This window comes from Roseococcus microcysteis (assembly GCF_014764365.1).
In the GTDB taxonomy this organism is placed as follows: Bacteria; Pseudomonadota; Alphaproteobacteria; order Acetobacterales; family Acetobacteraceae; genus Roseococcus; species Roseococcus microcysteis.
In genome coordinates, this window is the sequence record NZ_CP061718.1 from 2,690,809 (window position 1) to 2,715,785 (window position 24,977).

General features: G+C 72.4%; 27 protein-coding genes and 1 tRNA gene. 16 read left to right on the forward strand and 12 right to left on the reverse strand.

All coding sequences use genetic code 11. The annotated features are described in order from the left end of the window. Positions 1-88 precede the first annotated feature (88 nt). Together ICW72_RS12945 and ICW72_RS12950 are read left to right on the forward strand one after the other, a co-directional pair. Positions 89-1,492, forward strand: a complete 1,404-nt coding sequence (locus ICW72_RS12945; protein WP_191083089.1) for a helix-turn-helix domain-containing protein — start codon at positions 89-91, stop codon at positions 1,490-1,492. After that, entirely contained in the window at positions 1,489-2,202 is a 714-nt protein-coding gene (locus ICW72_RS12950) for an aspartate/glutamate racemase family protein (RefSeq protein WP_191083090.1), read from the forward strand. Before ICW72_RS12945 ends, ICW72_RS12950 begins: the two co-directional genes overlap by 4 nt. Here the strand turns inward: ICW72_RS12950 and ICW72_RS12955 are convergent. Then, complete coding sequence (locus ICW72_RS12955; RefSeq protein ID WP_191083091.1) at positions 2,180-3,184, reverse strand: NAD(P)-dependent oxidoreductase; 1,005 nt, start codon at positions 3,182-3,184, stop codon at positions 2,180-2,182. The two genes, ICW72_RS12950 and ICW72_RS12955, sit on opposite strands and share 23 nt — an antisense overlap. Positions 3,185-3,310: 126 nt before the next feature. On the opposite strand from ICW72_RS12955, the gene ICW72_RS12960 reads away from it, so the two are divergent. Then, the gene (locus ICW72_RS12960; RefSeq protein WP_191083092.1) at positions 3,311-3,817 is read left to right on the forward strand and encodes a GNAT family N-acetyltransferase; all 507 of its coding nucleotides are present in this window, start codon (positions 3,311-3,313) and stop codon (positions 3,815-3,817) included. 59 nt (positions 3,818-3,876) lie between these two features. On the opposite strand, the gene ICW72_RS12965 is transcribed toward ICW72_RS12960, so the two are convergent. Next, positions 3,877-3,959 (reverse strand) — tRNA-Leu (locus tag ICW72_RS12965). A gap of 121 nt (positions 3,960-4,080) precedes the next feature. On the opposite strand from ICW72_RS12965, the gene ICW72_RS12970 reads away from it, so the two are divergent. From ICW72_RS12970 to ICW72_RS12995, 6 genes are all read left to right on the forward strand, one after another. After that, positions 4,081-4,785, forward strand: a complete 705-nt coding sequence (locus tag ICW72_RS12970) for a DJ-1/PfpI family protein (RefSeq protein WP_191083093.1) — start codon at positions 4,081-4,083, stop codon at positions 4,783-4,785. A gap of 42 nt (positions 4,786-4,827) precedes the next feature. Further along, entirely contained in the window at positions 4,828-5,820 is a 993-nt protein-coding gene (locus ICW72_RS12975) for a helix-turn-helix transcriptional regulator (protein ID WP_191083094.1), read from the forward strand. A gap of 714 nt (positions 5,821-6,534) precedes the next feature. Next, positions 6,535-6,954 (forward strand): SH3 domain-containing protein, encoded by a 420-nt coding sequence (locus ICW72_RS21340; RefSeq protein ID WP_408639231.1) that lies wholly within the window; start codon positions 6,535-6,537, stop codon positions 6,952-6,954. Positions 6,955-7,014: 60 nt separating this feature from the next. Further along, positions 7,015-7,671 carry a glutathione S-transferase family protein gene (locus ICW72_RS12985; RefSeq protein ID WP_191083096.1) on the forward strand — a complete coding sequence of 219 codons (657 nt, stop codon included), beginning with the start codon at positions 7,015-7,017 and terminating at the stop codon, positions 7,669-7,671. A gap of 4 nt (positions 7,672-7,675) precedes the next feature. Beyond that, complete coding sequence (locus ICW72_RS12990; RefSeq protein ID WP_191083097.1) at positions 7,676-9,559, forward strand: transglycosylase domain-containing protein; 1,884 nt, start codon at positions 7,676-7,678, stop codon at positions 9,557-9,559. 25 nt (positions 9,560-9,584) lie between these two features. Then, the gene (locus ICW72_RS12995; protein ID WP_191083098.1) at positions 9,585-9,977 is read left to right on the forward strand and encodes a hypothetical protein; all 393 of its coding nucleotides are present in this window, start codon (positions 9,585-9,587) and stop codon (positions 9,975-9,977) included. Here ICW72_RS12995 and ICW72_RS13000 read toward each other — a convergent pair. The 5 genes from ICW72_RS13000 to ICW72_RS13020 are packed head-to-tail and all read right to left on the reverse strand — an operon-like array spanning position 9,947 to position 13,207. After that, entirely contained in the window at positions 9,947-10,507 is a 561-nt protein-coding gene (locus tag ICW72_RS13000; protein ID WP_191083099.1) for a hypothetical protein, read from the reverse strand. The genes ICW72_RS12995 and ICW72_RS13000 overlap by 31 nt on opposite strands. Positions 10,508-10,509: 2 nt before the next feature. Continuing rightward, positions 10,510-11,277 (reverse strand): hypothetical protein, encoded by a 768-nt coding sequence (locus ICW72_RS13005; protein WP_191083100.1) that lies wholly within the window; start codon positions 11,275-11,277, stop codon positions 10,510-10,512. 40 nt (positions 11,278-11,317) lie between these two features. After that, entirely contained in the window at positions 11,318-11,692 is a 375-nt protein-coding gene (locus ICW72_RS13010) for a hypothetical protein (RefSeq protein ID WP_191083101.1), read from the reverse strand. Beyond that, positions 11,677-12,288 carry an RluA family pseudouridine synthase gene (locus tag ICW72_RS13015; RefSeq protein WP_223880575.1) on the reverse strand — a complete coding sequence of 204 codons (612 nt, stop codon included), beginning with the start codon at positions 12,286-12,288 and terminating at the stop codon, positions 11,677-11,679. The genes ICW72_RS13010 and ICW72_RS13015 overlap by 16 nt, the downstream gene beginning before the upstream one ends. A gap of 40 nt (positions 12,289-12,328) precedes the next feature. Beyond that, on the reverse strand, positions 12,329-13,207 hold the full coding sequence (locus tag ICW72_RS13020; RefSeq protein ID WP_191083103.1) for a branched-chain amino acid aminotransferase: 879 nt from the start codon (positions 13,205-13,207) through the stop codon (positions 12,329-12,331). Between the two features lie 152 nt (positions 13,208-13,359). On the opposite strand from ICW72_RS13020, the gene ICW72_RS13025 reads away from it, so the two are divergent. Both ICW72_RS13025 and ICW72_RS13030 read left to right on the forward strand, forming a co-directional pair. After that, positions 13,360-13,644: a UxaA family hydrolase gene (locus ICW72_RS13025; RefSeq protein WP_184382040.1), complete on the forward strand. Its 285-nt coding sequence runs from the start codon at positions 13,360-13,362 to the stop codon at positions 13,642-13,644. 10 nt (positions 13,645-13,654) lie between these two features. Continuing rightward, positions 13,655-14,830 carry a UxaA family hydrolase gene (locus ICW72_RS13030; RefSeq protein ID WP_269749815.1) on the forward strand — a complete coding sequence of 392 codons (1,176 nt, stop codon included), beginning with the start codon at positions 13,655-13,657 and terminating at the stop codon, positions 14,828-14,830. A 36-nt stretch (positions 14,831-14,866) separates the two neighbouring features. Here the strand turns inward: ICW72_RS13030 and ICW72_RS13035 are convergent, their stop codons facing one another. Continuing rightward, on the reverse strand, positions 14,867-15,631 hold the full coding sequence (locus ICW72_RS13035; protein WP_191083104.1) for an HpcH/HpaI aldolase family protein: 765 nt from the start codon (positions 15,629-15,631) through the stop codon (positions 14,867-14,869). A gap of 71 nt (positions 15,632-15,702) precedes the next feature. Continuing rightward, on the reverse strand, positions 15,703-16,632 hold the full coding sequence (locus ICW72_RS13040) for a Bug family tripartite tricarboxylate transporter substrate binding protein (protein ID WP_191083105.1): 930 nt from the start codon (positions 16,630-16,632) through the stop codon (positions 15,703-15,705). Positions 16,633-16,734: 102 nt separating this feature from the next. Between ICW72_RS13040 and ICW72_RS13045 the strand changes: the two genes are divergently transcribed. Continuing rightward, positions 16,735-18,138 (forward strand): FAD-binding oxidoreductase, encoded by a 1,404-nt coding sequence (locus ICW72_RS13045; protein ID WP_191083106.1) that lies wholly within the window; start codon positions 16,735-16,737, stop codon positions 18,136-18,138. Beyond that, positions 18,135-19,310: an MFS transporter gene (locus ICW72_RS13050; RefSeq protein ID WP_191083107.1), complete on the forward strand. Its 1,176-nt coding sequence runs from the start codon at positions 18,135-18,137 to the stop codon at positions 19,308-19,310. The genes ICW72_RS13045 and ICW72_RS13050 overlap by 4 nt, the downstream gene beginning before the upstream one ends. Positions 19,311-19,371: 61 nt before the next feature. Here the strand turns inward: ICW72_RS13050 and ICW72_RS13055 are convergent, their stop codons facing one another. The 3 genes from ICW72_RS13055 to ICW72_RS13065 form a co-directional block, all read right to left on the reverse strand. After that, positions 19,372-19,749, reverse strand: coding sequence for a phasin family protein (locus ICW72_RS13055; RefSeq protein WP_223880576.1), 378 nt, complete (start codon positions 19,747-19,749; stop codon positions 19,372-19,374). 199 nt (positions 19,750-19,948) lie between these two features. Continuing rightward, on the reverse strand, positions 19,949-20,656 hold the full coding sequence (locus ICW72_RS13060) for a TetR family transcriptional regulator (RefSeq protein WP_191083108.1): 708 nt from the start codon (positions 20,654-20,656) through the stop codon (positions 19,949-19,951). 40 nt (positions 20,657-20,696) lie between these two features. Then, positions 20,697-21,821: a PQQ-dependent sugar dehydrogenase gene (locus tag ICW72_RS13065; protein ID WP_191083109.1), complete on the reverse strand. Its 1,125-nt coding sequence runs from the start codon at positions 21,819-21,821 to the stop codon at positions 20,697-20,699. A 103-nt stretch (positions 21,822-21,924) separates the two neighbouring features. Between ICW72_RS13065 and ICW72_RS21090 the strand changes: the two genes are divergently transcribed. The 3 genes from ICW72_RS21090 to lysA are packed head-to-tail and all read left to right on the forward strand — an operon-like array spanning position 21,925 to position 24,976. Next, the gene (locus ICW72_RS21090) at positions 21,925-23,109 is read left to right on the forward strand and encodes an energy transducer TonB (protein ID WP_191083110.1); all 1,185 of its coding nucleotides are present in this window, start codon (positions 21,925-21,927) and stop codon (positions 23,107-23,109) included. Further along, positions 23,106-23,612, forward strand: a complete 507-nt coding sequence (locus tag ICW72_RS13075) for a prolyl-tRNA synthetase associated domain-containing protein (RefSeq protein ID WP_191083111.1) — start codon at positions 23,106-23,108, stop codon at positions 23,610-23,612. Before ICW72_RS21090 ends, ICW72_RS13075 begins: the two co-directional genes overlap by 4 nt. A 26-nt stretch (positions 23,613-23,638) precedes the next feature. Further along, complete coding sequence (gene lysA, locus ICW72_RS13080; RefSeq protein WP_191083112.1) at positions 23,639-24,976, forward strand: diaminopimelate decarboxylase; 1,338 nt, start codon at positions 23,639-23,641, stop codon at positions 24,974-24,976. Position 24,977: the final 1 nt, after the last annotated feature.

Here is a 24,977-nt window from a genome sequence, read left to right on the forward strand (position 1 = left end):
GCGCAGAATGGCGCTTCACGCGGCAAGACTGTGAAGGCCGCGACGTGATGCCCCGCAAATCCGTGAAGCTTGTGAAGGACCGCGTCCCATGTCCCGCCCGCTGATCGGCCGCACGGCCCGCCGCCTCCGCCTGGAGATGGGCCTCACCCAGCAGGCGCTGGCCGCGCGGCTGGGCATCTCGGCCAGCTACCTGAACCTGATCGAGCACGACCAGCGCGCCGTCACCGCCACCGTCCTCATCAAGCTGACCGAGGCGCTGGGCGTGGACCTGGCGGCCCTGTCCGGTCACGCCGAACGGCAGCTGGAAGCCGGGCTGCGCGAGGTGCTGTCCGACCCCATGCTGGGCCTGGAGGTGATGCCCGAGAACGAGGTCCAGGCCATCGCCGCAAGCGCCCCCAATGCGGCGCGCGGCGTGCTGGCGCTGTATCGCGCCTGGCGCGTGGCGCGCGAGGATGCGTCGGGCATCGCCCTGCCCTCCGGCCGCCGCCTGCTGCTGCCGAACGAGGAGGTGCGCGACTTCTTCCACGAACGCGGCAACCACTTCGCCCGCATCGAGACCTTCACCGAATCCCTCGGCGCCGAGTTGCAGGCGAGCCCGGCCGAGATGAACCACGCCATCGCCCAGCGCCTGCGGCAGAAGCACAACGTCACCGTCACCGTCACGGCCATGCCCGAGGCCGACCGCCGCTACGATCCGCGCACGCGCGAGCTCTGGCTGGCCGAATCCCTGCCCCGTGAATCGCGCGGCTTCCGCATGGCCTTCCAGCTGATGCTTCTGGAAGCGCGTGACGCCGTGGACGCCACCCTGGCCGACACCAAGCCCAGCACCAGCGAGGCCGAACAGCTCATCCGCATCGGCCTGCTGAACTACGCGGCGGCCGCCTTGCTCATGCCCTACGCGCCCTTCCTGCGCGCCGCGCGTGAGTTGCGGCACGATGTGGAACGCCTCGCCGCGCGCTTCGGCACCAGCTACGAACAGGTGGCGCAGCGCCTCTCCACCCTACAGCGCGAGGGCGCGCGCGGCCTGCCCTTCTTCTTCCTGCGCGCGGACACGGCGGGCAACGTCACGAAGCGCTTTTCCGCCGCCGGCTTCCCCTTCGCGCGCTTCGGCGGAAGCTGCCCGAAATGGATCGTCCACCACGCCTTCGCCACCCCTGGCGTCACGCGCGTGCAGGCGGCGGAGCTTCCGGATGGCGCGGCCTTCCTCTGCATCGCGCGCGCCATGCACGGCACCTCGCCACGCTGGGGCGAGCCTCCGCCCACCCATGTCGTCGCCATCGGCTGCGACATCACCAGGACAGAGGAGGTGGTCTATGCCGACGGCCTGGACCTGGTGACGGCGCGGGTGGGGATCGGGCTGTCCTGCCGGTTGTGCGACCGGGCCGATTGCCGCAGCCGCGCCTTTCCGCCATTGGAGCACCGCCTGCGCCTCGACGCGAATGAGGACAGCGCATCCCCCTGGCGCTTCGACCGCAAGGACGCCCCGCGTTGAAACTGCTGCTGCTGAACGGCAACACGGATGAGGCCATCACCCAGCGCCTCGCCACCGCCGCGCGCGGGATGTGCGCGCATGAGATCACGCCCGTCACCGCCCCCTTCGGCGCGCGCTACATCGCGAGCCGCGCCGCCGTCGCCGTGGCGGGGCACGCGGTGCTGGAGGCGCTGGCCGAACACATCGGCCCCGACAACGCAGCCGGCTACGACGCCGCGCTGATCGCCTGCTTCGGCGAGCCGGGGCTGGACGCGGCGCGGGAGCTGTTCCCGCTGCCCGTGCTGGGCATGGCCGATGCCTCCATCCGCGCCGCCTTGCGCCTGGCCCCGCGCGTGGCGGTGCTGACCGGCGGCGCCGCCTGGGTGTCCATGCTGGAGGAATTCTTCCTGGTGCGCGGGCTGACGCGCGAACAGGTGCGCGTCGCCGCCATCACACCCACCGGCGACATGATCGCGCGCGACCCCGAAGGCGCGGCCGTGCTGCTGGCGGAGACGGCGCGCGCCGAGATCGCAAACGGTGCCGGCGCCGTGCTGCTGGGCGGCGCGGGGCTGGTCGGGCTCGACGCGCTTCTGCAACCGCTGCTGCCCGTGCCCGTGCTGTGCAGCCTGCGCGCCGCCCTTGATGCCCTGCCCGGCAGCCGCGCCCCACGCGGGGGCGTGGCGCCGAGTGTCGGCCTCTCGTCCGCCCTCAGTCGCTGTCTGGCCGGATGACGTTGGTGTCGAGGCCGCGCAGCAGCACGTCGCGCATGGTCTCGATGCCCTTAAGGCGGATGTCGTCCCAGGCCTCCGGGCTGTGGAAGGCGGCGTGCGGCATGATGACCAGGCGCCCGCGCAGCCAATCCTCCCGCGCGCGATAGGCCGCCAGCAGGGGCGGTTCCGGCACGGGCGGTTCCACCGGCAGCACGTCGAGCCCCGCGCCCGCGATGCGGCCCGAGCGCAGCCCGGCCTCCAGCGCGTCGAGGTCCAGGATCGGCCCACGCGCGGTGTTGATCACCACCGCGTTCTCCGGCAGCGCCGCCAGCGCCGCCGCATCCACCAGGCCGCGCGTGTTCCGCGTCAACGGGCAATGGATGGAGAGCACGTCGGATTGCGCCATCAGCGCGTGCAGGCTGTCGGCCCGCGCGATGCCCAGCGCGCGGTCGGCGCCCTTGGGCAGATGCGGGTCATAGAAGGTCACGCGGAAGCCCAGCGCCTTGGCGCGCAGCGCCGCCGCCGTGCCTATGCGCCCCAGCCCCAGCACGCCGAAGCACTGCACGTCGAAGCGCCGCACGATCTTGTTGGGCAGCACGCCCCAGGGGCAGGGCGGGTTGTCGCGCATGGCGTCGTGGTAGAGCACCATGCCGCGCCGGAGCGCGAGCGCCATGGTGATGGCGGTGTCCGCGACCTCGGCCGTGCCGTAGTCGGGCACGTTGCAGACCTTGATGCCGCGGCGCGCGCATTCGGCGCGGTCCACGCGGTCATAGCCCACGCCCATGCGCACCACGACCTTGAGCTTCGGGAATTTCGCCAGCGCCTCGGCGGGGACGGCGAGGCGCAGGGTCATGAGGCCGTCCACCTCGGCGCAGAGTTCGTCCGGGAGTTCCAGCAGCGATTTTTTCGCATTGCCTTGCAGCAGGCGCACGCCCTCGCCGCAGATGCCCCGTTCCAGCGCGGTGTCGGGGTAGAGGGCTTCGGGTTCGAGAATGGTGAGCATGATGGTGGCGCTTCCTCCGGTTGTTGCCGCCATCCTGCCCGAGGCTGGGGCGAGGGCAAGCCGCGCCCCCTGACAGGCCACGCCGCCGGGCCTAGGCTTTTCCCCGTATGGCATCGGGACGGCACCATGGACGCGCTCCACATCCGGCAAGGCGAGGCCCGGGACCTTCCGGCCCTGGTCGAGATCTTCAACCACTATGTCGCCCACGGGCATGTGACCTTCACGACCGTGCCGCACACGCTGGAATCCCGCACCACCTGGTTCGCGACCTATGGCACGGGCCGGCACCAGCTGCTGGTGGCGGAGCATGCGGGCGCGGTGGTGGGCTGCGCCTATAGCAGCCCCTATCGCCCCACCCCCGCCTTCGACACGACGGTGGAAACCAGCATCTACCTGCACCCGGAACGGCGCGGGCTGGGCGCGGGGAAGCGGCTCTACGCGGCGCTGCTGGAGCGGTTGGCGGCGCAGCCGGTGCATCTGGCGGTGGCGGGGGTGGCGCTGCCCAATGAGGCCTCGCTCGCGCTGCACCGGAAGATGGGGTTCGAGGAGGTCGGCACCTTCCGGGAATATGCGCGGAAGAACGGGGTGTGGATCAGTTCGACCTGGTTTCAGCGGCGGGTGGGGACGGCGTAGAGTGCGATCCGCGGAGGCGGAATCGCCGTAGCGGTGAATCGCCCTCTCAAACATGAAAATACGGGCGGCGGGGCTCGAACCCGCACGGCCTTGCGGCCGAGGGCTTTTAAGGCCCTTCCGTCTACCATTCCGGCACGCCCGCGCACGCCAACCGCAGATTACGCGGGCGCAACCCGCCCCGTAAAGCAGGCTGCCGCAGCTATTGCACCGGCGCGCCCATCCGCGAACATGGCGAAAAGCCCCGTCCAAGGAAACGCCCGCCCATGTCCCAAGCCACCAAGACCGCCGGCCTGCTGCTCTTCCCCGGCCTCACCCAGCTCGACCTCACCGGGCCCTATGAGGTGCTGGCGAACCTCCCCGGCTGGAAGGTCGAGATCGTGGCGAAGCAGGCGGGCCCCGTCCGCACCGCCAAGGGCATGGTCATCCACGCCGACCAGGGCTTCGCCACGGCGCCGCAATACGACCTCTTCGCCATCCCCGGCGGCCCCGGCACCGATGACGCGCTGACGGATGCGGAGACGGTGGATTTCGTCCGCCGCCAATGCGAGGGCGCGGAGAACGTCTTCGGCATCTGCACCGGCTCGCTGCTCATCGGCGCCACCGGGCTGCTGCGCGGCCGCCGCGCCGGCTCGCACTGGGCGGCGCGGCATCTGCTGGCCCGCTTCGGCGCCGAGGTGCGGGATGAGCGCATGACGAAGGACGGCAAGTTCTACACCGCCGGCGGCGTCACCTCCGGCATTGACATGGCGCTGCGCGTGGTGGCCGACATCGCGGGCGAGGACGCGGCGCAGCAGATCCAGCTCCAGATCGAATACGACCCCGAGCCGCCCTTCCGCAGCGGCACGCCCTTCACCGCACCCCCGCACATCCTCGCCCGCGCCCGCGCGGCGGGGGAGGCGCGGCGCCCCATCCGCGAGGCCGCGGTGGAGGCGGCGGCGGCGCGGCTGGCCTCCGGCACTCCTGGTTGAGTCGGGGTTGCCCCCTATAACTATTGCACTATCATGCATCCCATGGCGGAACGGCATGCGAAGCTTGCGGACGGCCTGCGCCTCATTCTGCTGCTGACGGGCACGCGCACCGGCCGCACACTGAATGAGCTGGCCGAGGAAATGGGCGTCGGCCGCCGGACGGTCGAGCGGATGCTCGCCGCCATCAAGGAGGTCTGCGGCGGCCTCGAACAGGTGCCGACGGATGAGGCGCAGAAGCGCTGGCGCCTGCCGGCCTCCACCCTCTCGCGCGTCAAGCCGCTGACGGCGGCGGAGGCGGCGGAGATGGACCTCGCCGCCCGCCGCCTGGCCGCCGAGGGGCTGGAGGAACGCGCCGCCCTGCTGCGCAACGCGGCCGAGAAGCTGCGCGCCGCCATGGATGCCCGCGCTTTGCAACGCGCGGAGCCGGATGTGGAGGCCATGCTGGCGGCCGAGGGCCTGGCCATGCGCCCCGGTCCGCGCGTGCATGTGCCCGAACGCCTCATCGCGACGCTGCGCGAGGCCATTCTCGCCAACCGCCGCATCCGCCTTGCCTACCGCCCCAGCCGGGGCGCGCTGCGCGAGCATGTGGTGGAACCTTATGGGCTGCTCTACGGCACGCGGCCCTATCTGCTGGCGGCGCGAGTGGACAAGCCCGATGCGGCGGTGTGGCGGCTGGACCGCGTGCTCTCGGCCGAGCCGATGAACGAGGCCTTCACCCCCCGCCCCGGCTTCACCTTGCCCTCGCTGGCGGCGCAGAGCTTCGGCGTGTGGCGCGAGGCGCCGCACCAGGTCGTGCTGCGCTTCACCGGCAGCGCCGCGGTGGAGGCGCGCCATTGGGCCTTCCACCCCACCCAGCGTTTCGAGACCCAGCCCGATGGCACGCTGATCCTGCGCTTCGAGGCGGGCGGGCTGGACGAGATGGCCTATCACTTCGCCACCTGGGGCGAGGCGGTGGAGGTGCTGGAACCCCCGGCCCTGCGCGAGCGGCTGGCGGCGCTGGGCGCGGCGCTGGTGCGGCGCCACGGCGCGCCGTGAGGCGGCCGATCACCGGCACCATGCGGGAGACATCAGGGATTCCTCCGCGCTGGCGCGAAGTGCCGCAGGAAAGCGCGCCGCGCCGCGCTTTGCACGATGCGGCGCCGCGGGAGGCTTGACCCGCACGCCCCCGGCTTGGCATCGAAGGGCATGCGCGTTGCCCTCCGCCTTGTCGCCCTGGCCGCCCTCCTGACCGGGGCGGCCGAGGGGCGCGCCGAAACCGCCCCCGCCGGGGGGCGGAGCTTCCTGCTGGCGCAATCCTCGCTGGGGGGTGCGGGGTCGCTGCCGCCCCCCACGCCGCCGCGCGCCGCCACACCCGCCCAGCGCCCGCCGGCCCAAGGCCAGGCGCGCCCGGCCCCCGCGCAGCGGCCCGCCACGCCGCAGGCCCAGCGCCCGGCGCAACGGCCGGCCGGCCAGGCCCAGCGCCCGCCCGCGCAACGCCCCGGCACCCAATCCCCCACGGGGCAACGCCAGCCACCCACCGTGCAGCGCCCCGACGCCAACCGGCCCAATGCGGTGCGCCCGCCGCAGCGCCCCAACCCGGCGGCACCGGCCGCCGCCGCGGCGGCGGCTGCTGCGGCGGCCGCTGCCGCTGCGGCCGCCGCCGCGAATGCAGCGCCCCCCACCCCGCCGCCGCCCGAATGGCCCGCCCCCGGCACCGGCACCAGCACCGGCCTGCCCCTGCCGCGCTTCACCGCTCTCGCTTCCAACCAGGTGAATTTGCGCGTGGGGCCGGGCCTGCGCTTCCCGGTGGAATGGCGCTACCAGCGCGCCGACCTGCCGGTGATGATCGTGCGCGAGCATGAGGAATGGCGCCGCGTCCGCGACCCCGACGGCACCGAGGGCTGGCTCGCCGCCTCCACGCTCCGGCCGGGCCGCCGCACCTTCATCGTGCGCCAGCCGCAACCCGGCGTGACACCCGCCACCACCGCGCCCGCCGCCGGCGAGGTGCTGCTGCGCCGCCGTCCGGAAGAGGGCGGGGCCGCCGTGGCGCGCCTGCAGCCTGGCGTCATCGGCCGGCTGCGGCTCTGCGAGGCCGGCAGCGAGTGGTGCGAGGTGCAGGTGCAGAACCGCCGCGGCTATGTCCGCCGGGCCGAGATCTTCGGCGTGCTGCCCGACGAGGAGTTCCGTTGACCCGTTGACGCCGCGCCCCGGCCGTGCGGAGCATTCGCGCGTCCAGGAGAACACCGCTTCATGCTGACCATCTATGGCTGCTTCCGCTCCCGCGCCTCGCGCAACATCTGGCTGGCCTATGAGTTGGGGGTGGATTTCAAGCACATCCCCGTGATCCAGGCCGGGCGCCTGGCGGACCCGCTGGCGACCAACGCGCCGATCAACACCAAGTCGCCCGAATTCCTGAAGGTGAACCCGAACGGGCTGATCCCGGCCATGGAGATGGACGGGCTGGTGCTGGCCGAATCGCTGGCCATCAACCTGTTCATGGCGAAGAAGTTCGGCGGCGACCTCGCCCCGCGCGACCTGAACGAGGACGCGCTGATGACCCAATGGGCCATCTGGGCCATGACCGAGGCCGAGATCCACACCATCCAGGTGCTCTACCACAAGGTGATGTATCCGGAGGCCCAGCGCGACCCCGCGCGGCTGGCGCAGGCCGTCGAGGCCCTCGCCCGCCCCTTCCGCGTGCTGGACGAGGCGCTGGCCGCGACGGGCTGGCTCGTGGGCGGCCGCTTCACCGTGGCCGATCTGAACATGGCGGAAGTGATCCGCTACGCGCAGCCCGTGCCGGAGCTGTTCGAGGCCGCGCCGCGCGTGAAGGCCTGGCTCGCCGCCTGCCAGGCGCGCCCGGCCTTCCAGAAGATGGTGGCCGGCCGCAACGCCGAGCCGGCGTGATGTGATGCGTGGGCCCGCCCGCCTGCTGGCCGTGCTGGCCCTGCTGGCGGGCGGTGCCTGGGCGCTGGATCGCGCCTTCCCGCCCAACCTGCTGCGCTATGAGCTGCGCGCGCGCGAAGTGCCGGCGCGCGATGGCCGCCTGCTGGCGGTCTGGCCCGCGGCGGGCGGCGTGTGGCGCCTGCACACGCGGGCGGAAGACGCGCCGCCGCATTTGATCGAGATGCTGATCGCGGCCGAGGATGGCCGCTTCCACCTCCACCCCGGCGTGGACCCGCTGGCCATCACCCGCGCGGCGGCGCAATGGGCGCGGGCGGGCAGGGTGGTCTCGGGCGGGTCCACGCTGGCCATGCAGGCGGCGCGGCTGCTGGAGCCACGGCCGCGCAACCTCCGCAGCAAGGTGATCGAGACGGCGCGGGCCCTGCAGCTGCAATGGCGCTTCGGGCGCGCGGGCGTGCTGGACATCTGGCTGACCTTGGCGCCGCAGGGCGGCAATATCGAGGGGCTGCGGGCGGGGGCGCTGGCCTGGTTCGGACGGCCCTTGTCCACGCTGGACCCGGCGGAATCCGCGCTGCTGGTGGCCCTGGCCCGCCGCCCGGAGGCCACGCGGCCGGATCGTTTCCCCGAAGCCGCACGCGCAGCGCGGGACGCCGTGCTGCTGGCCCGCGCGCGCGGCGTGGCGACGCAGGCGGAAATCGCGCTGGCGGGCGAGGTGCCCCACCAGCGCCACGCCCTGCCGCGCCACGCGCCCCATTTCACGCGCGACGCGGCGGCGCCGGCCACGCTGGACCTCGATTTGCAGCGCTCTATCGAGGCGCTGGCGGCGCGCGCCCTGCACGGGCTGCCGCCCCGCGTGTCGCTGGCCATCATGGTGACGGACATCGCGACCGGCGAGACGCGCGCCGCCTTCGGCGGGGAATGGATGGCGGAGGGACGGGCGGGCGCGCTCGATCTGACGCGGGCCGTGCGCTCGCCGGGTTCGGCGCTGAAGCCGCTCGTCTATGCGCTGGCCTTCGAGGCCGGGGTGGTGCGCCCCGACACGCTGCTGGAGGACCTTCCGCGCCGCTTCGGCACCTACGCGCCCGAAAACTTCGACCGCGAATTCCAGGGAAGGCTGCGGGTGGCGGAAGCGCTTCGGCAAAGCCTGAACCAGCCCGCCGTGGCCCTGTTGCAGGAGGTGGGGCCCATGCGCCTCGTCACCGCCATGAAGGCGGGTGGCGCCCTGCCGCGTTTGCCGCCCGGCGCGGAGCCCGCCTTGCCGCTGGCGCTGGGCGGGGTGGGGGTGACGCTGCGGGAGATGATGGGCCTCTACGCCCTGCTCGGGCGCGAGGGCGGCGGCGCCATCGAGGCGCGGGCCGCCCGCATGGCCGCGCGGCTGCTGGTGCAGCCCTTGCCCGGCGGCGGGCCCCCCGGCATCGCCTGGAAGACGGGCACGAGCTGGGGCGGGCGCGATGCATGGGCCATGGGGCTGGACGGGCGGCATGTGGTGGGCGTCTGGGTGGGGCGGCCCGATGGCACGCCGATGCCGAGGGCGACGGGCGCGCGGCTGGCGCTGCCGCTGCTGGCGCAGGTCTTCGCCCGGCTGCCATCGGCGCCGCTGGAGCCCTGGCCGCTGCGCCCCGGCCCCACCGTCGCGGCCGCCGCCCCGCGCGCGGACCCCGTGCGGCTGCTCTTCCCGCCGCCCGGCGCCACCCTGCCCGAGGCCGGGCGCGTGGTGCTGCGCGCCGCCGGCGGCCAGCGCCCGCTGACCTTCCTGGTGGATGGCGCGCCGCTGGCCCTGGACCGCGCGCGGCGCGAGGTGGGCTGGGTGCCGCCCGGTCCTGGCTTCTACCGCATCACCGTGCTCGACGCCGAGGGCAGCAGCGCGGGGGTGGAGCTGCGGGTGAGATGAGCGTCACGCCGGAGGCGTGCGGGCGATGAGTTCCGAGCTGCGCGCGGCCCTCGTCTATGTGCTGCTGGCCTTCGCGCTGGGCTTCGTGCTGGGCCCGCTGCGGGAGCTGTTCCTGGCCCCCGCGCTGGGCCGCGTGGGCGCGCTGCTGGTGGAACTGCCGCTGCTGCTGGGCGCCTGCTGGTGGATGGCGCCCCGCGTAATGCGCCGGGTGCCGCCGGGCGTGGGGCGGCTGCGCGCGGGCTTCGCGGCGCTGGCCCTGCTGCTCTTCCTAGAACTCACGCTGGGGATGGTGCTGCGCGGCTGGGATTTTTCCACCTGGCTGGAGAGCTTCTGGACCGCCCATGGCGCGGTGACGCTGGCGGGCTACTGGCTCTTCGCGCTCATCCCCTATTGGCGGGGGGTGGGCGCGCGCGGCTGAGACAGCGCGGCCAGCAGCGCCGCGCGCAGGGCGGCGTCGCGCGTCGCCAGTTCGGCGAAATCGCCATCGGTGCCGGGGCGCAGCAGGCCGGTGCAGGCGGCGGGCAGCGTCCCGGGCGGGTCCTCCGCCATGGCCGCCAGGATGTCCGCATCGGCGCAGGGCGGGGCATCGGGGGGGAAGAGCCACACCATCTGCCCGCGCTGCGTCCAGTCGAAGCCCGGCTGGTCGAAGAGGGTGGCGATGACGGCCGGGTCACGCGTTTGCACCAGGCCGATGGCGGCGGGCGCGCCCTGGCGGCGCAGGGACCAGGGCGCGGCCAGGCGGTGCGGCGCCTGGCTCGCCTCGGCCAGGAAGAGGGTGTCCGCCACCGCGCCCAGCGCCGCGGCCAGCGCCGCCACCGTCGCCTCGGGCGGCCCGGCCTCGCCATCGGCGCGGCGCGGCCAGAGCAGGTGGTCGCACCGCCAGCCGGGCAGGCTGAGCGGCCGCCAGCCGGGGTCGGGCGGCTGTTCGGCGAGGGTGACGGCCGGCATGGCTATTGCACCCGCCCCACGCTGGGCACGGCCGAGCCGCCGCTGGGCCGGGCCCCGCCCAGGGGGGAATTGTCGCGGTATTCGCGCGCGGAGATCTCCTCGACGATGCGGCGCACCACCTCCTCGCCCAGCTCGATGGCCTCGGTGGTGAGGACCTTGCCGGCCCAGTAGCCGCTGGCGCCGCCGACCAGGCAGCCCAGCAGCCCGCCCACCGCGGTGCCGCCGCCCGGCTTCACCAGCGTGCCGCCCGCCGCACCCGCTGCGCCGACCACCTTGCACCCCGCCCAGGCCCCCGCCCAGCCGCCGGTGACGATGGCGAGCTGCCGGAAGGGCCGGTCCGACACCACCACCGAATAGGTGTCGGCCGCCACGCCCACCACCATCAGCAGCCGCCCGGCATGGCGGAAATAGCGCGCGCCATGATACAGCGCCGCCCCGCCGCGCCCGGCCGGCGTGTGGTTGCCCAGGCCGAATTGCTGCGCCACGCCCTTCTGGTTCCAGTGGAAATCCACCCGCCCGGTCGCGACATTGTGCCCATAGTCCAGCCGCAGGTGCCGCCGCCCGGTCGCGTCCTGGATGAAGAGGGTGGAGGTGGTGCCGCCCTTCGGCCGCCAGCCGCGCGGCGTCAGCTCGATGGCCAGCCCCTTGGTGCCGGGCACCGGGATGCGGACCGTCGCCGCCAGGCCCGCCCCCACGGGGACCGAGCCGGTGATTTCGCCGCCGGCGTCAATGATCGCGCCCGCGGCCTCCCATTCCACCAAGGTGTCCATCTGGCCCTCCCGGAAGGGGGAAGGATAGCGAATAGCGCGCTCAGCGGCAGCCCTGACGGTCCATATGCCCCTGGGCCATGGAAATCCGGAACCGCGCCTGTTCCTGCATGGAGGGGATCTGCGCGGCGCTGGTGGCGCCCGTCATGTTGGCGGCCAGGCCCGCGGCCTCGGCGGTGTGGGCGGCCAGCGTGGCGCAGCCGCAGCCGATGAAGACGGGCACGGCGGCGCGCAGGCGGGTGGACATCTCCTCGCCCCGGGCGCGGCCGTCCAGCAGGCCGGGCGGGGGCAGGGCGGCGAGGCGCGCGGCGTCGCGCAGCGCCTCCACCCCCGCGCCGAAATCACAGCGCGGGCGGGGCAGGCCGGATTGCGCCATGAGCAGCGGCGAGAGCGCCAGCAGGATCAGACCACGCCGCATCGCGCCAGGGCCTCCGTCATGTGGGATGGGATGGGGGCCGTCGCGGCGCGCGGCGGGTCGAGCGGCAGGGACAGCGCGCGCGCCAGCAGGTGCAGGGCGCCCGCGCCGCCGCCATAGCGCGCATCGCCCAGGATGGGGCAGCCCAGATGCGCCATATGGACGCGCAGCTGGTGGGTGCGGCCGGTGCGGGGTTGCAGTTCCACCGCCGTCAGCTCGCCATCGCGGCCCAGCACGCGATACTGCGTGCGGGCGGGCTGGCCGGCGGGGTCCACCACCATGCGCCAGCCCTCGGCCTTGGTGCTGCGCTTGAGCAAAGGGGCGTTCACTTCGCCGGCCAGCGCGGGCGGGGTGCCGCGCAGCACGGCCCAATAGGTCTTTCGCGCACGGCCTTCGGCGAAGAGCGCACCCAGCGCCGCCAGCGCCGGCTTGGTGCGGCCAAGCGCCAGGCAGCCCGCCGTGTCCTGGTCCAGCCGGTGCGCGGGCTGCGGCAGGTGCCGCTTGCCCTGTTGCAGCACGGGGAGCCAGCCTTCCAGCGAGGCACCGCCACGCGGGCCGGCATGCACCGCCAGGCCCGCGGGCTTGTCGAGGATGATCACCTCGGCATCCTGGTGGAGGATGCGCGCGAGCGGGTCTGGGCTATTCAGCCGCGGCCGCCGCAGGTTCCACCACGCGCGGCTGGGCGCGCATCCAGGCGAAGTAGAGGTCCCGCGCCTTGGTCGTGATCGGCCCGATGGGCAGGTCGCGGCCATTGTAGCGGGTGCAGGGCTGCACCTTGCCGTAATTGCCGGTGGAGAAGATCTCGTCGGCCGTCTCCAGCTCCTCCGGGCGCACGGCGCGTTCCTCGACGGGGATGCCCGCCTCGGTCAGCAGCTTGATGACGCGCTGGCGGGTGATACCGTTCAGGAAGGTGTGGTTCACGGCGGGTGTCACGGCCACGCCATCCTTCACGAACCAGAGGTTCGAGCTGGCGAATTCCGCGATGTTGCCCGCCACGTCGCTCATCACCGCCATGTTGGCCCCATGCTCCACCGCCCAGGCCGTGGCGCGGGAGCCGTTGGGGTAGAGGCAGGCGGCCTTGGCATCCGTCGGCGCCATGTCGGTCGCGGGCCGGCGGAAGGGCGTCAGCATGGCCGAGAAGCCGGCCCATTCGGGCATGGGCGTGTCGTAGAGGGAGAGGATGAAATCCGTGCTGTCCGGGTCGGGCCGCGCGGCGCCCAGGCCGCGGCGGATGAAGAACATCGGCCGGACATAGAGGGTGGCGCCGGCGCCCATGCGGCGGATGCCCTCCTCGCAGAGTTCCTGGATGCGCTCGGCCGTGACGGTCGGCTTCATGCCCATGACCTTGGCGGAGCGGATGGCGCGGGCGCAGTGGCGGTCGAGGTCGGGCGCCCAGCCCTCGATGGCGCGGGCGCCGTCGAAGATCACGGAACCCAGCCAGAAGGCATGGTCCATGGGGCCCAGGATCTTGGGCTCCTCGGTGAACCATTGCCCGTCATACCAGAACACGCCCGCCATGGTGGCCTCCTTCGCAAGGCATGAGATTGCCACGGCGACGGGCCGGCTTGAACCCCCGGGCTTGAACCCCCGTCAGGGGCAACCCCTGTTGTAGGGGAATGGGGCGCAGTCTAGCCTTCCCGCCATTGCGAATTGAGGGAGGTACCCAACAGATGACGATCCATTTCGTCGTGCATGACGAGGGGGATTCCGTGGGGGTCGTGGTGGTGGAGGGGCTCAAGGCCTCCAACCGCATCAGCGGCTGGATCATGGACCAGGACAAGATGATCGACTTCGACGCGAAGTCGGACATTCCCATCGGCCACAAGCTGGCGGTGAAGCCCATCAAGGCGGGCGACGCCATCATCAAATATGGCGTGGATATCGGGAAGGCCATCGCGGACATCGCCCCGGGCGAGCATCTGCACGTGCACAACGTCAAGACGAAGCGCTGGTGAGGGCACTGCCATGGGCATCAATCTGAAGGACGCCAGCTTCGAAGGCTGGCGCCGCGAGAACGGCCGGATGGGCGTGCGCAACCACGTGCTGATCCTGCCAGTGGACGACATCTCCAACGCCGCAGCCGAGGGCGTGGCCCGCAACATCCAGGGCTGCCTCGCCATCCCGCACGCCTATGGGCGCTTGCAGTTCGGCGCGGACCTCGACCTGCACTTCCGCACCATCATCGGCACGGGCTGCAACCCCAATGTGGCGGCCGTCGTCGTCATCGGGATCGAGCCGGGCTGGACGGGCAAGGTGGCCGAGGGCATCGCCGCCACCGGCAAGCCCGTGGAGGCCTTCTCCATCGAGCAGAATGGCGACATCAACACCATCGCCGCCGCCTCCCGCGCCGCCTACCGCATGGTGCGCCACGCGACGGGGCTGAAGCGCACGCGCGCGCCGCTGCAGGATCTCTGGGTCTCGACCAAGTGCGGCGAGAGCGACACGACCTCGGGCCTCGCCTCCTGCCCCACGGTCGGCAACAGCTTCGACAAGCTGTGGGAGAACGGGAACACCCTCGTGTTCGGCGAGACCTCCGAGATCACGGGTGGCGAACACCTGGTGGCCGCGCGCTGCCGCACGCCTGAAATCCGCGCCGAGTTCATGCGGATGTTCGACCGCTACCAGGCGGTGATCGAGGCCAACAAGACCTCGGACCTGTCGGAAAGCCAGCCCACCAAGGGCAACATCGAGGGTGGGCTGACCACCATCGAGGAAAAGGCGCTCGGCAACATCCAGAAGATCGGCAAGAAGTGCACGGTGGATGGCGTGCTGGACAAGGCCGAGATGCCGACGCATCCCGGGCTGTGGTTCATGGATTCGTCCTCCGCGGCGGCCGAGATGGTGACGCTCTGCGCGGCCTCGGGCTTCGCGGTGCACACCTTCCCGACGGGCCAGGGCAATGTGATCGGCAACCCCATCGTCCCGGTCATCAAGCTGACGGCCAATCCGCGCACCATGCGCACCATGTCCGAACACGTGGACGTGGACGTGACCGGCCTGCTGCAGAAGACCATGAACATGGACGATGCGGGCGAGGCGCTGCTGGACTGCATCCTGCGCACCGCCGATGGCCAGCACACGGCGGCGGAAATCCTGGGCCACCGGGAATTCAGCCTGACGCGGCTCTACGAGAGCGCGTGAACGGGAAGGGGGCGCCGGAAGGCGCCCCCGAACCACCTAACCGCGGGCGACCTTCACCGCATTCTTCGACGCCGCCACCATCAGCCCGACCTCATTGGCGATGGTCACAAGCTTGAAGCCCATCTTGATCATCCGGTTCGCGTATTCCGGCGTGCCATTGTGCAGCCCCGCCGCGATGCCGCGCTTGGACGTCTCCTTCAGCAGCTTTTCGTAGATGTTCAGGACGAAGGGGTCCTCCACGTCCAGCTTCGGCGTCAGCCCATAGCTGAACGACAGGTCGGACGGGCCAATGTAGATGCCATCAATGCCCGGCACGTCCAGGATGGCCTCGATGTTCTCGATGGCCTGCTTCGTCTCGATCATGGGGATGACCAGGATCTCGTCATTCGCCGTGGCCTGGTAGCCGCCCGCGCTGCCATAGGCGCCGGCGCGGATGGGGCCGTTGCTGCGCGTGCCGGCCGGCGGGTACTTGGCATACTGAACCAGGTTCGCCGCCTCCTGCGGCGTGTTCACCATCGGGCAGATCACGCCATAGGCGCCGGCATCCAGCACCTTGCCCACGATGCCCGGCTCGTTCCACGGCACGCGCACCATGGGCGTGGCGCCGGAGCCCGAGGCCGCGATGCCCTGGAAGCACGCCACGCAGGACAGGTAGTCCTGCACGCCATGCTGCATGTCCACCGTGACGCTGTCCCAGCCGCACTGGCTGTACATCTCGGCGGAGAAGGCGTTGGGAATGGCCAGCCAGCCATTCACCACCGCCTTGCCGGCCTTCCACGCTTCCTTGACCTTGTTGGGCATCGCGCGCTTCCTCTCCCGCGTTTCGCGAGCGAGGCTAGGCGCGGCGCCCGCTGCCATCAATCCCTGGCCCCTCAATCCCCTGGGCGGATGCCCGCATCACGCATCACCACGCGGAACTTCTCCAGCTCCGCATCGCGGAAGGCGCGGAAGGCGGCGGCGTCGCGATAGACGATGGGCGTGGCCAGGCGGCGGAAACCCTCGATCACGGCGGGCTGCTGCAAGGCCCGCTGGCACGCCGCATCCATCCGCGCGATCACCTCCGGCGCCGTGCCCGGCGGCGCGAAGAGGCCGGACCAGATGCTGTAGACCAGGTCCGTCCCTTCCTCCCGCAGCGTCGGCGTGTCGGGGAATTCCGGCGAGCGCTGTTCGGCGAAGATCGCGATGGGGTGCAGGTTGTTCGCGCGCAGCGTGCCGGGCTGGTCGGCGAAGATGCCCACATCCTGGCGCAGCAGGCTCACCACCGCCTCGGCATTGCCGCGATAGGGGATGTGCGTCATCTCCGCGCCCATCGCGCGGGCCAGCGCGACGGTGGCGATGTGCGGCATGGAACCGGGCCCGGTCGAGGCGAAGTTGAACCGCCCCTGCGCCTCGCGCGCGCGGGAAGCCACCTCGGCCAGGGTGCGCGGCCCGCCAGGCGCCGACATCAGCACCACCGGCGTGTCCGCCACCTGGCAGACCGGCACCAGGTCATGCGGGCGATAGGGCATGTCGTTGCGGAAATTGGGCTGGATGGCCATGGCGCCGATGGGCGAGAGCAGGAAGGTCTGCCCATCAGGCCGCGCCCGTGCCACCTCCGCCGCGCCGATCACACCCGCCGCACCCGCGGAATTCTTCACCACGATGGGCGCGCCGAGGATTTGCGAGAGTTCGGGCGCGAGAAATCGCGCCATCAGGTCCGACGGGCCGCCCGCCACGAAGTTCACGACGAGGGTGATGGGGGCCTGCGCCCGCGCCGGCAGCGCGAGCAGCACGAAGAGGCCGAGAAAGGCCAGCACACGCATGGTGTTTCCTCCGGATTATTTTTGTCCGGACAGCCTAGGCCCCTTCCTCAACCAGGGACAACCATTCCCGCGCCGCCGCTTCGGGCGCATGATGGGCGGGCCATGAACACCCTCGCCCCCCGCCCCGTGGACCACCTCATCGCCGCCGCGCAGACCTTCCTGGGCGACCGCATCACGCGCAACGACGCCATCCGCCAGCAGCACAGCCGCGGCGAGGACACCACGCCGCCCACCATGCCCGATGCCGTGGTCTTCGCGGAAACCACGGAGGAGGTGAGCCGCCTTCTCGCCCTCTGCCACGCCCACGGCGTGCCCGTGACGCCCTTCGGCGCCGGCACCAGCCTGGAAGGCCATGTGAACCCGGTGCGCGGCGGCATCAGCCTCGACCTCTCCCGCATGAACGCCATCGAGGAGGTGAACGCCGCCGACATGGACTGCCTGATCGGCCCCGGCGTCACGCGGCAGCAGCTGAACGAATATCTGCGCGACCAGGGGCTGTTCTTCCCGGTGGACCCGGGCAGCCACTGCACCATCGGCGGCATGTGCGCCACGCGCGCCTCGGGCACCAACGCCGTGCGCTACGGCACCATCCGCGAGAACGTGCTGGGGCTGGAAGTGGTGCTGGCCGATGGCCGCGTGATCCAGACCGGCGGGCGCACGCGCAAGGCGGCCAATGGCTATGACCTGACGCGGCTCTTCATCGGCAGCGAGGGGACGCTCGGCGTCATCACGCGCATCCGGCTCAGGCTGCACGGCATTCCCGAAGCCACGAGTGCCGCGGTGTGCCAGTTTCCGGACCTGGGCTCGGCCGTGAACACCGTCATCGCCACCATGCAGTTGGGCGTGCCCGTCGCGCGGATCGAGCTGCTGGACGAGGTGCAGATGGCCGCCTGCATCGCCTATTCGAAGCTGGAGGGGCTGGCGCCCGTGCCGACGCTCTTCCTGGAGTTCCACGGCACCGAGGCTGGCGTGGCCGAGCAGGCCGAAGCCGTGGAGGCGATGGCGCTTGACCACGGCGGCTCCGGCTTCGCCTGGGCGCGCGACGCGGAGGAACGCAACCGGCTGTGGAAGGCCCGGCACGACGCCTATTGGGCCGGCATCGCCTGGCGGAAGGGCAAGAAGGGCATCACCACCGATGTCTGCGTGCCCATCTCGCGCCTCGCGGAAGCGCTGCTGGGCGCCAAGGCCGATATCGAGGCCAGCGGCTTCGAGGCCCCCATCGTCGGCCATGTCGGTGACGGCAATTTCCACACCATCATCCTGGTGGAGGAAGGCAATGCCGAGGAGATGGAGCGCGCCTGGGCGCTCGACCGTCAGATCGTCCGCCGCGCCCTGGCCCTCGGCGGCACCTGCTCGGGCGAGCATGGCGTGGGCCTCGGCAAGCGCGAATTCCTGCGCGAGGAGCATGGCGAGGCCGCGCTGGAGGTGATGCGCGCGCTCAAGGCCAGCATGGACCCCAAGGGCATCCTGAACCCGGGCAAGCTGTTCCTCGACACGAATACGTGACCACCGCGCCCTTCGTCTTGCCCCTGCTGGCGCTGACGCTGGGGCATGTGTTCTCGAACGCCGTCCGCACACTGCCCGCCGTGGCGGCGGATGTGCTGGCGGCGGACCTCGCCATCACGCCCGAGACGCTGGCCGCCATCACCGGCGCCTTTCCGGCGGCCTTCGCGCTCGCCATGGTGCCGGTGGGCGTGGCGCTCGATCGCTACGGGGTGCGGCCGGTGGCGCTGTGGCTGCTGGCCATCGCCGGCGTGGGGGCGGCGCTCGCCGCGCTGGCGCCCTCGGCGGGGACCATGCTGCTGGCGCAGATCGTCCTGGGCGCGGGTTGCTCCGGCATGCTGATGGCGCCCATGACGCATGCGGCCCAGGTGCTGGACCAGAAGCGCTTCGGGCTGTGGTCGGGGCTGATCCAGGGCATCGGCAATTCGGGGATGCTGCTCTCCGCCAGCCCGCTCGCCTGGCTGGTGGAGGTGGCGGGGTGGCGCGCCGGGTTCTGGGCCTGTCTCGGTCTGGGCGGCGTGGCCTTCGCCGCGGTGGCGCTGACGCTGCGCGCCCGCCCGCCCTTGCCGCAGCCCGGCCGCACCATCCTGGGCGACACGCGGGCGGTGCTCGGCTTCGCGAGTTCCGCGCGGCTGATGGGCATCTTAGCGCTGGCCTTCGTCTCCTTCGGCGCGGTGCTGGGGCTGCGCGGCCTCTGGGGCGGGCCTTGGCTGATGGAGGTGAAGGGCATGGCCCGCATCCCCGCCGGGCATGTGCTGCTGCTGGGCACCTTCATGCTGGTGCTGGGGCCGGCGCTGGCGGGCTGGGTCTCCTCGCGGCTCGGGCGGCTGCCGGCGCTGCTGGCGGCGGGGCATCTGCTGGCGGCGCTGTGCATCCTGGTGCTGCTGGCGGGCGGGCCGCTGGGCACGCCGGCCTGGGCGGATGCGGGGCTGATGGCCCTTTTCGGACTGGCCATCAGCTTCCAGGTGCTGTGCTTCGCCATGCTGCGCGCGCGCGTGCGAGCGGAGGAGAGCGGACGCGCCCTCTCCGCCATGAACATCTATTTCTTCGGGGGTGCCGCGGTGCTGCAGGCCTTGAGCGGCCTGGCTTTCGCGGCGGGCGGCGTGGGCGCCGCCCTGCTCACCTTCGCGGTGGCCCTGGTGGTGGGCACCGCGTTGTTCTGGCGGTGGAAATAAAGAAGGGCCTTTGGCGCGGCCGATTCACGGCTTCGGCTGCGCCTCCGCCGATCGGACGCGATCAGCCTTCCTTCTTCACCAGCGCCTGCATCTCCTCCAGCGCCTCGGCGAAGCGGCGGTTCAGCACTTCCAGCGCCTCGCCATTGGACTTCTGGATGAGGTCCGCCAGTTCCTTCATCGAGGCCACGGCGCGCTCATAGTTCGCCTTCATCAGCTCGGCCTGCTGGGCGGCCTTGGTGGCGGGGTTGCCATCCATGGCGGTCAGGCCGCGCATGGCCTCGCTCATCTCCGCCATGGTCTGCTGCATCAGTTCCATGTTGCGGCGGGCGACGGCCTGGGCGCCTTCCATGGCCACGCGGTTGGCGGCGGCCATGGCTTCGAGGTTCCGGCGCTGGGCGTCGGCCAGGGCCTGGAAGTCCGTCATGTTCGGCATCTTCATGCTGCTGAACATCCGCATCATGTCTTCAGGGTTGAAGCCTTGGCCCGACATCCGTGATCTCCCGGGGGGTGGTTCGCTCGACCCTACAGGCGCGGTCGCGGCGGGGTCAAACGCCGTTTCTGTTGCAGTCGGAACAGTTTCCGCGGCCTCGTCCAGCGCGGCTTGCAGCGCGCGCGGCAAGGGTTCCGCCTGGGGGGGCTCAGCCGGGCTGGGTTCCGGCGGGGGCGTCGGGCTCGGGGTCAATTCCTGGGCCACCTTCAACACCACCTTCGGAGCCGGTTTCGGGGGTCTCGTGGTCGGTGTGCGTGCCATGCGGCCCTCCCTCCTCGCGCCCAAGGCCGAGGCTGCGTGCCGCCTTGTCGGCCTGATCCAATGCGCGGTCCAGCGCGGCCATGGTGGCCGAGAGGTCCTCGCTCTCATCCTTCTCCCAGGCCCGCAGCGTGGCCAGCCAGATCACGCCCAGGCCATGGGCCCGCAGCGCGCCCTTGGGCCCCGTCGCTTCCAGCCCCGCCGCCTCCAGCATCCAGCGCATGGTGCGCGGCTGCTCGGTGGCGAGCCAGAGCGCCAGGAATGGGTCCCGCGGCAGGTCGCGCATGAGGCGAACGACGCCGGCGCGGTGGGGTTGCAGGAAATCCAGCCGGCGCATCAGCACGTCGAACAGCCGGTCGCGGGCGGTGGAGGTGTCGTCCTCCATCGTGCCCTCGATCACGGCCGCATCCACCGCTGCCGCATGGGCGCGCAGCATCTCCAGCGGCGAGGCGAAGCGCGCGCGCAGTTCGGCGAGGGTGATGCCCGCCTCCGCCGCCACGGCGCGCATGGTCAGCGCGGACCATCCCCCGCCGGCGAGGACGCGCCAGAAGGCCTGGAGGGCGGGGTCGTTCACATCGGGGGCGCTGGTGCTGGTCATCCCTGCCAGATTGGCGCAACGGCGCCCCGTGGGAAGGGGATCAAGCGGCGGTGACGCGCAGAATCCGCCCATCGCCCCGGTCGGTCAGCAGCCACAGCGCGCCATCGGGGGCGAAAATCGTGTGGCGGATGCGGTCCTCGTCCCACAACAGGCGCTCCTCCTCGCCGGGCGTGTCGCCCTGCATGGGCAGGCGCAGCAGGCCCATGGGGTTCAGGCAGCCGAGGAACAGGCTGCCGCGCCAGGGGGCGGGGGCGTTGGCGGGGGCGAACGCCATGCCGGAGGGGCTGATGGCCGGATTCCAGTGGCGCAGGGGCGGTTCGAAGCCCGGCCCCTCGGTGCGGCCGCCGGAAATGGCGGGGCCCCAATATTCGCGGCCATAGGTCACTTCCGGCCAGCCATAGTTCAGCCCGGGGCGGATGATGTTCAGCTCATCCCCCCCGCGCGGGCCGAATTCGGCCGAGAACAGCGTCCCCGTGGCCGGGTTGAAGGCGATGCCCTGGGGGTTGCGGTGGCCATAGGACCAGATCTCGCCGCGCGCGCCGTCCCGCCCCACGAAGGGGTTGTCGCGCGGGACGCGCCCGTCGCGCGTCAGGCGGATGATCTTGCCGGCCAGGTCGTCCAGCCGCTGGGAGCGCTGGCGGTCCACATTGCGGTCGCCGGTCGTCAGGAAGATATGCGCGCCATCGGGGCTGAAGGCGAGCCGCCCGCCGAAATGGTGGCGTCCGCGCGACTGGGCGGGCGTGCAGTCCAGCACCGGCGTCACGTCGCGCAGCGCGCCATCCACCAGCCTGGCGCGGGAGAGGCGCGTCAGCGCGCCGCCCTGCACCAGCGTGGCCGTGACAAAGAAGATTTCCTGTGTGCGCGCGAAATCGGGCGCGGGCTGGATGTCCAAGAGCCCGCCCTGGTTCGCGGCCTCGACCGCCGGCACGCCCTGGAGCGGCGCCGAGAGCCGGCCCTCGGGCGAGACCAGCCGCGCGCGGCCCGGCCTTTCGCTGACCAGCAGGCTGCCATCGGGCAGGAAGCCGCCGCCCCAGGGGTGTTCCAGCCCCTCGGTCAGGGTGGTCACGCGGAATTGCCCGTCGCGGGCACGAAACCCCTGGGCCCCGGCCGGCAGGGCCAGCAGCAGGGCAGGGGCGGCGAGGAGGGTGCGGCGATCCATCGTCATGCCCAAGCATGTGGGGGCGGGTGGCCGGGGCTCAACCATCCCACCCCTTTCGCCCCCGCCGGGAAGTGCGGTAAGGCGCCCCCATGCCCGGCCGAACGGCGCCATGAGCGTCCCGCACCACCGGCCCGCCTCGGGGCCTCCCGGGCCGTTGCCACGCTTCGGCCGGCGCCGGCAGGACCTGCGCCGGGCCCCCTTGCCGCCCACACCCCCGCCGCCGCGACCGGAGGGTGCGCGCCATGGCCGCTGGGCGCTGACCCGGCCCTCGGCGCGCACCGTCATGGCCTGGCTGCTGGGCTCGCTGCTGCTGCACGGGCTGATCCTGGCGCTGCTGCTGGCCTGGCCGGACCAGCGCCGCCAGCCCTCGGCCGAACTGCCCGCGCCCTCCTTCGACATCGTCTTCGACGGCGCCTCGCCAGAGGCCGCCTCGGGCGAGGCGCCGCCGGGCGAGCAGGTGGCGCCCAGCCAGCCCAGCGAACCCGCCCCGCCCCCGCCCCAGGCGGAGGTGCCGCCCGCACCGCCCACGCCGCCGCCGCCCGCCCCGCCGCCGCCCGCTCCCGTCCCGGCGCCCAGCCCGGTGGCGCCACCAGCCGCGCCGCCACCGCCGGTCACAGCGGCCCTGCCGCCGCCCACGCCCCCGCTGCGCGCGGAAATCCCCGCCTTGCCCGCCCCGCCCCCGGCCCCGCCGCGCCCCGAGGCGCCGCCCGCCGAAGCCGCCCCCACGCCCCTGCCCGAGGCCGAGGAATTCCTGGCCCCGCCCACCGATCTGCGCCTGTCCGAGCGCTTCGCCCTGCCGCTGCCGCCCGCGCAGACCTCGCCCCAGCCCCCCCAGGCACGGCCGCTGCCCGGCATCATGCTGCCGCAGACGCCGCAACTGGGCGGCGGCGCGCCCTCGCCCGCCGGGCGGCCGCAGGGCAGGGGGCTCGACCTCTCGGTGGACCCGCGCTTCGCCGAGGGCGATGCCCGCACCGACCCCTCGGTGCGCGTCCAGGGCGCGCAGGTCGGCGCCAATTGGCGCGCGGCCTTCCGCCGCTGGCTGGAGCAGAACATCCGCTACCCGCAGGACGCCGCCATGCGCGGCGAGGACGGGACGGTGCGCGTGCAGATCCTGGCGAACCCGGACGGCACGGTGCGTTCGGTGCGGGTGGTGCTGCCCTCCACCTCGCCCTCGCTGAACTACGCCACCACCTTCCCCTTCCAGGGCGCGCAGATCCCGGCCTTCCCGCCGCCGGCCGACCCCAATGGGGTGACGGTGGACCTCACCGTGAACTATGTGCTGCGCCGGAGATGACCCCCGAGACCCTGCTGCAAGCCCTGGCCGATTTCGGCATCGAGGCCCGGACGATCCACCACCCGCCCGTCTTCACGGTCGCGGAATCCCGGGCGCTGCGGGGCGAACTGCCCGGCGCGCACTCCAAGAACCTGTTCCTGCGCGCGGCGAAGGGCGAGGGCTTCTTCCTGGCCGTGCTGGAGGAACACCGCCAGGCCAGCGTGAACGCGCTCGCCCGCGCCGCGGGCTGGCCCAAGGTGCGGATGGCGAGTGCCGAGGAGCTCCGCGCCACACTGGGCGTGGAGCCGGGCAGCGTGACGCCCTTCGGCCTCGTCAACGCTCCGCCGGGGGGCGTGGGGGTGGTGCTGGACGCGGCGCTGGCCCATGCGCCGGGCCTCGCCTGGTTCCACCCGCTGGTGAACACCGCCAGCACCGGGCTGCGCCCGCCGGATCTGCTGCGTTTCCTCGCCGCGCGCGGCCATGTGGCGCGGGTGCTCGATCTGGACGCGATGGCCTTGGCGTAGGGCCGCGCCATCCCTTATCTGCACGGATGGCCGCACCCGCCCCCGTCTTCGACACGCCCGACCCCAGCTTCGCCGACCTTCTCGCGCAGCGCCCCGCCCTCTCGCTGGACCCCATGGCGGGGCTGATGCTGGAGGAGGTGCCGCTGGCCCGCATCGCCGCCGCGCATGGCACGCCCGTCTGGGCCTATTCCGCCACCACGCTCCGCCGGCGCGCGGGCATGCTCAAGGCCGCGCTGTTCAATGCGGGGCTGGAGGCCAGCGTGCATTTCGCCACCAAGGCCAACCCCTCGCTGGCGGTCGTGAACCTGCTGGCGGGCGAGGGCCTGGGCGCTGACGTGGTCAGCGAGGGCGAACTCCATGCGGCGCTGGCGGCGGGCGTCCCCGCCTCCGGCATCGTCTTCTCGGGCGTGGGCAAGACGCGGGCCGAGATGCGCCGCGCGCTGGAGGAGGACATCCTCCAGCTCAACATCGAAAGCGCCGAGGAGGCCGCGATCCTGAGCGAGGTGGCCGTCTCCCTGGGCCGCCGCGCCCGCTGCGCGCTGCGCGTGAACCCGGATGTGGACGCGCGCACCCATGCCAAGATCACGACGGGCCTCACCCAGAACAAGTTCGGCGTGCCCATCGCCATGGCGCCCGACCTCTACGCGCGGATGTGCGCCATGCCGGGGCTCGAGCCCGTGGGCATCGCGGTGCATATCGGCAGCCAGATCACGCAGGGCGTGGCCTCCTACGCCGCCGCCTATCAGCGCCTGGGCGAGCTGGTGCGGGAGCTGCGCGCCGCCGGCCACCAGGTGCTTCGGGTGGATTGCGGGGGCGGCCTCGGCATTTCCTATCGCGACGAGACGCCGGCCTCGCCGGATGCGCTGGCCGGCGCCATCCGCGCCGGGCTGGGCGGGCTGGATGTGCGGATCATGCTGGAACCGGGCCGCTGGATCTGCGGGCCGGCGGGGGTGCTGCTGGCCTCGGTCGTCATCGAGAAGCATTCCACCGACCGGCGCTTCGTCATTCTCGACGCCGCCATGAACGAATTGCTGCGCCCGGCCATGTATGACGCCTGGCACGGCATCCTGCCCGTGGCCGCCGCCGCCTTCCACGCGCCTGTTTCCCCGGCCGATGTGGTGGGGCCGGTCTGCGAGAGCAGCGACACCTTCGCGCGCGACCGCGCGCTGCCCGCCTTGCCCCCTGAATCCCTCGTCGCATTTCTCGATGCCGGGGCCTATGGTGCCTCCATGAGCAGCACCTACAACGCGCGCCCCCTGGCCGCCGAGGTGATGGTGGAGGGCAGCCGCTTCGCCCTGATCCGCGAAAGGCAGGACCACGCGGCCCTGCTGCACGGGCAGCGCCTGCCCGAATGGACCGGCTGAG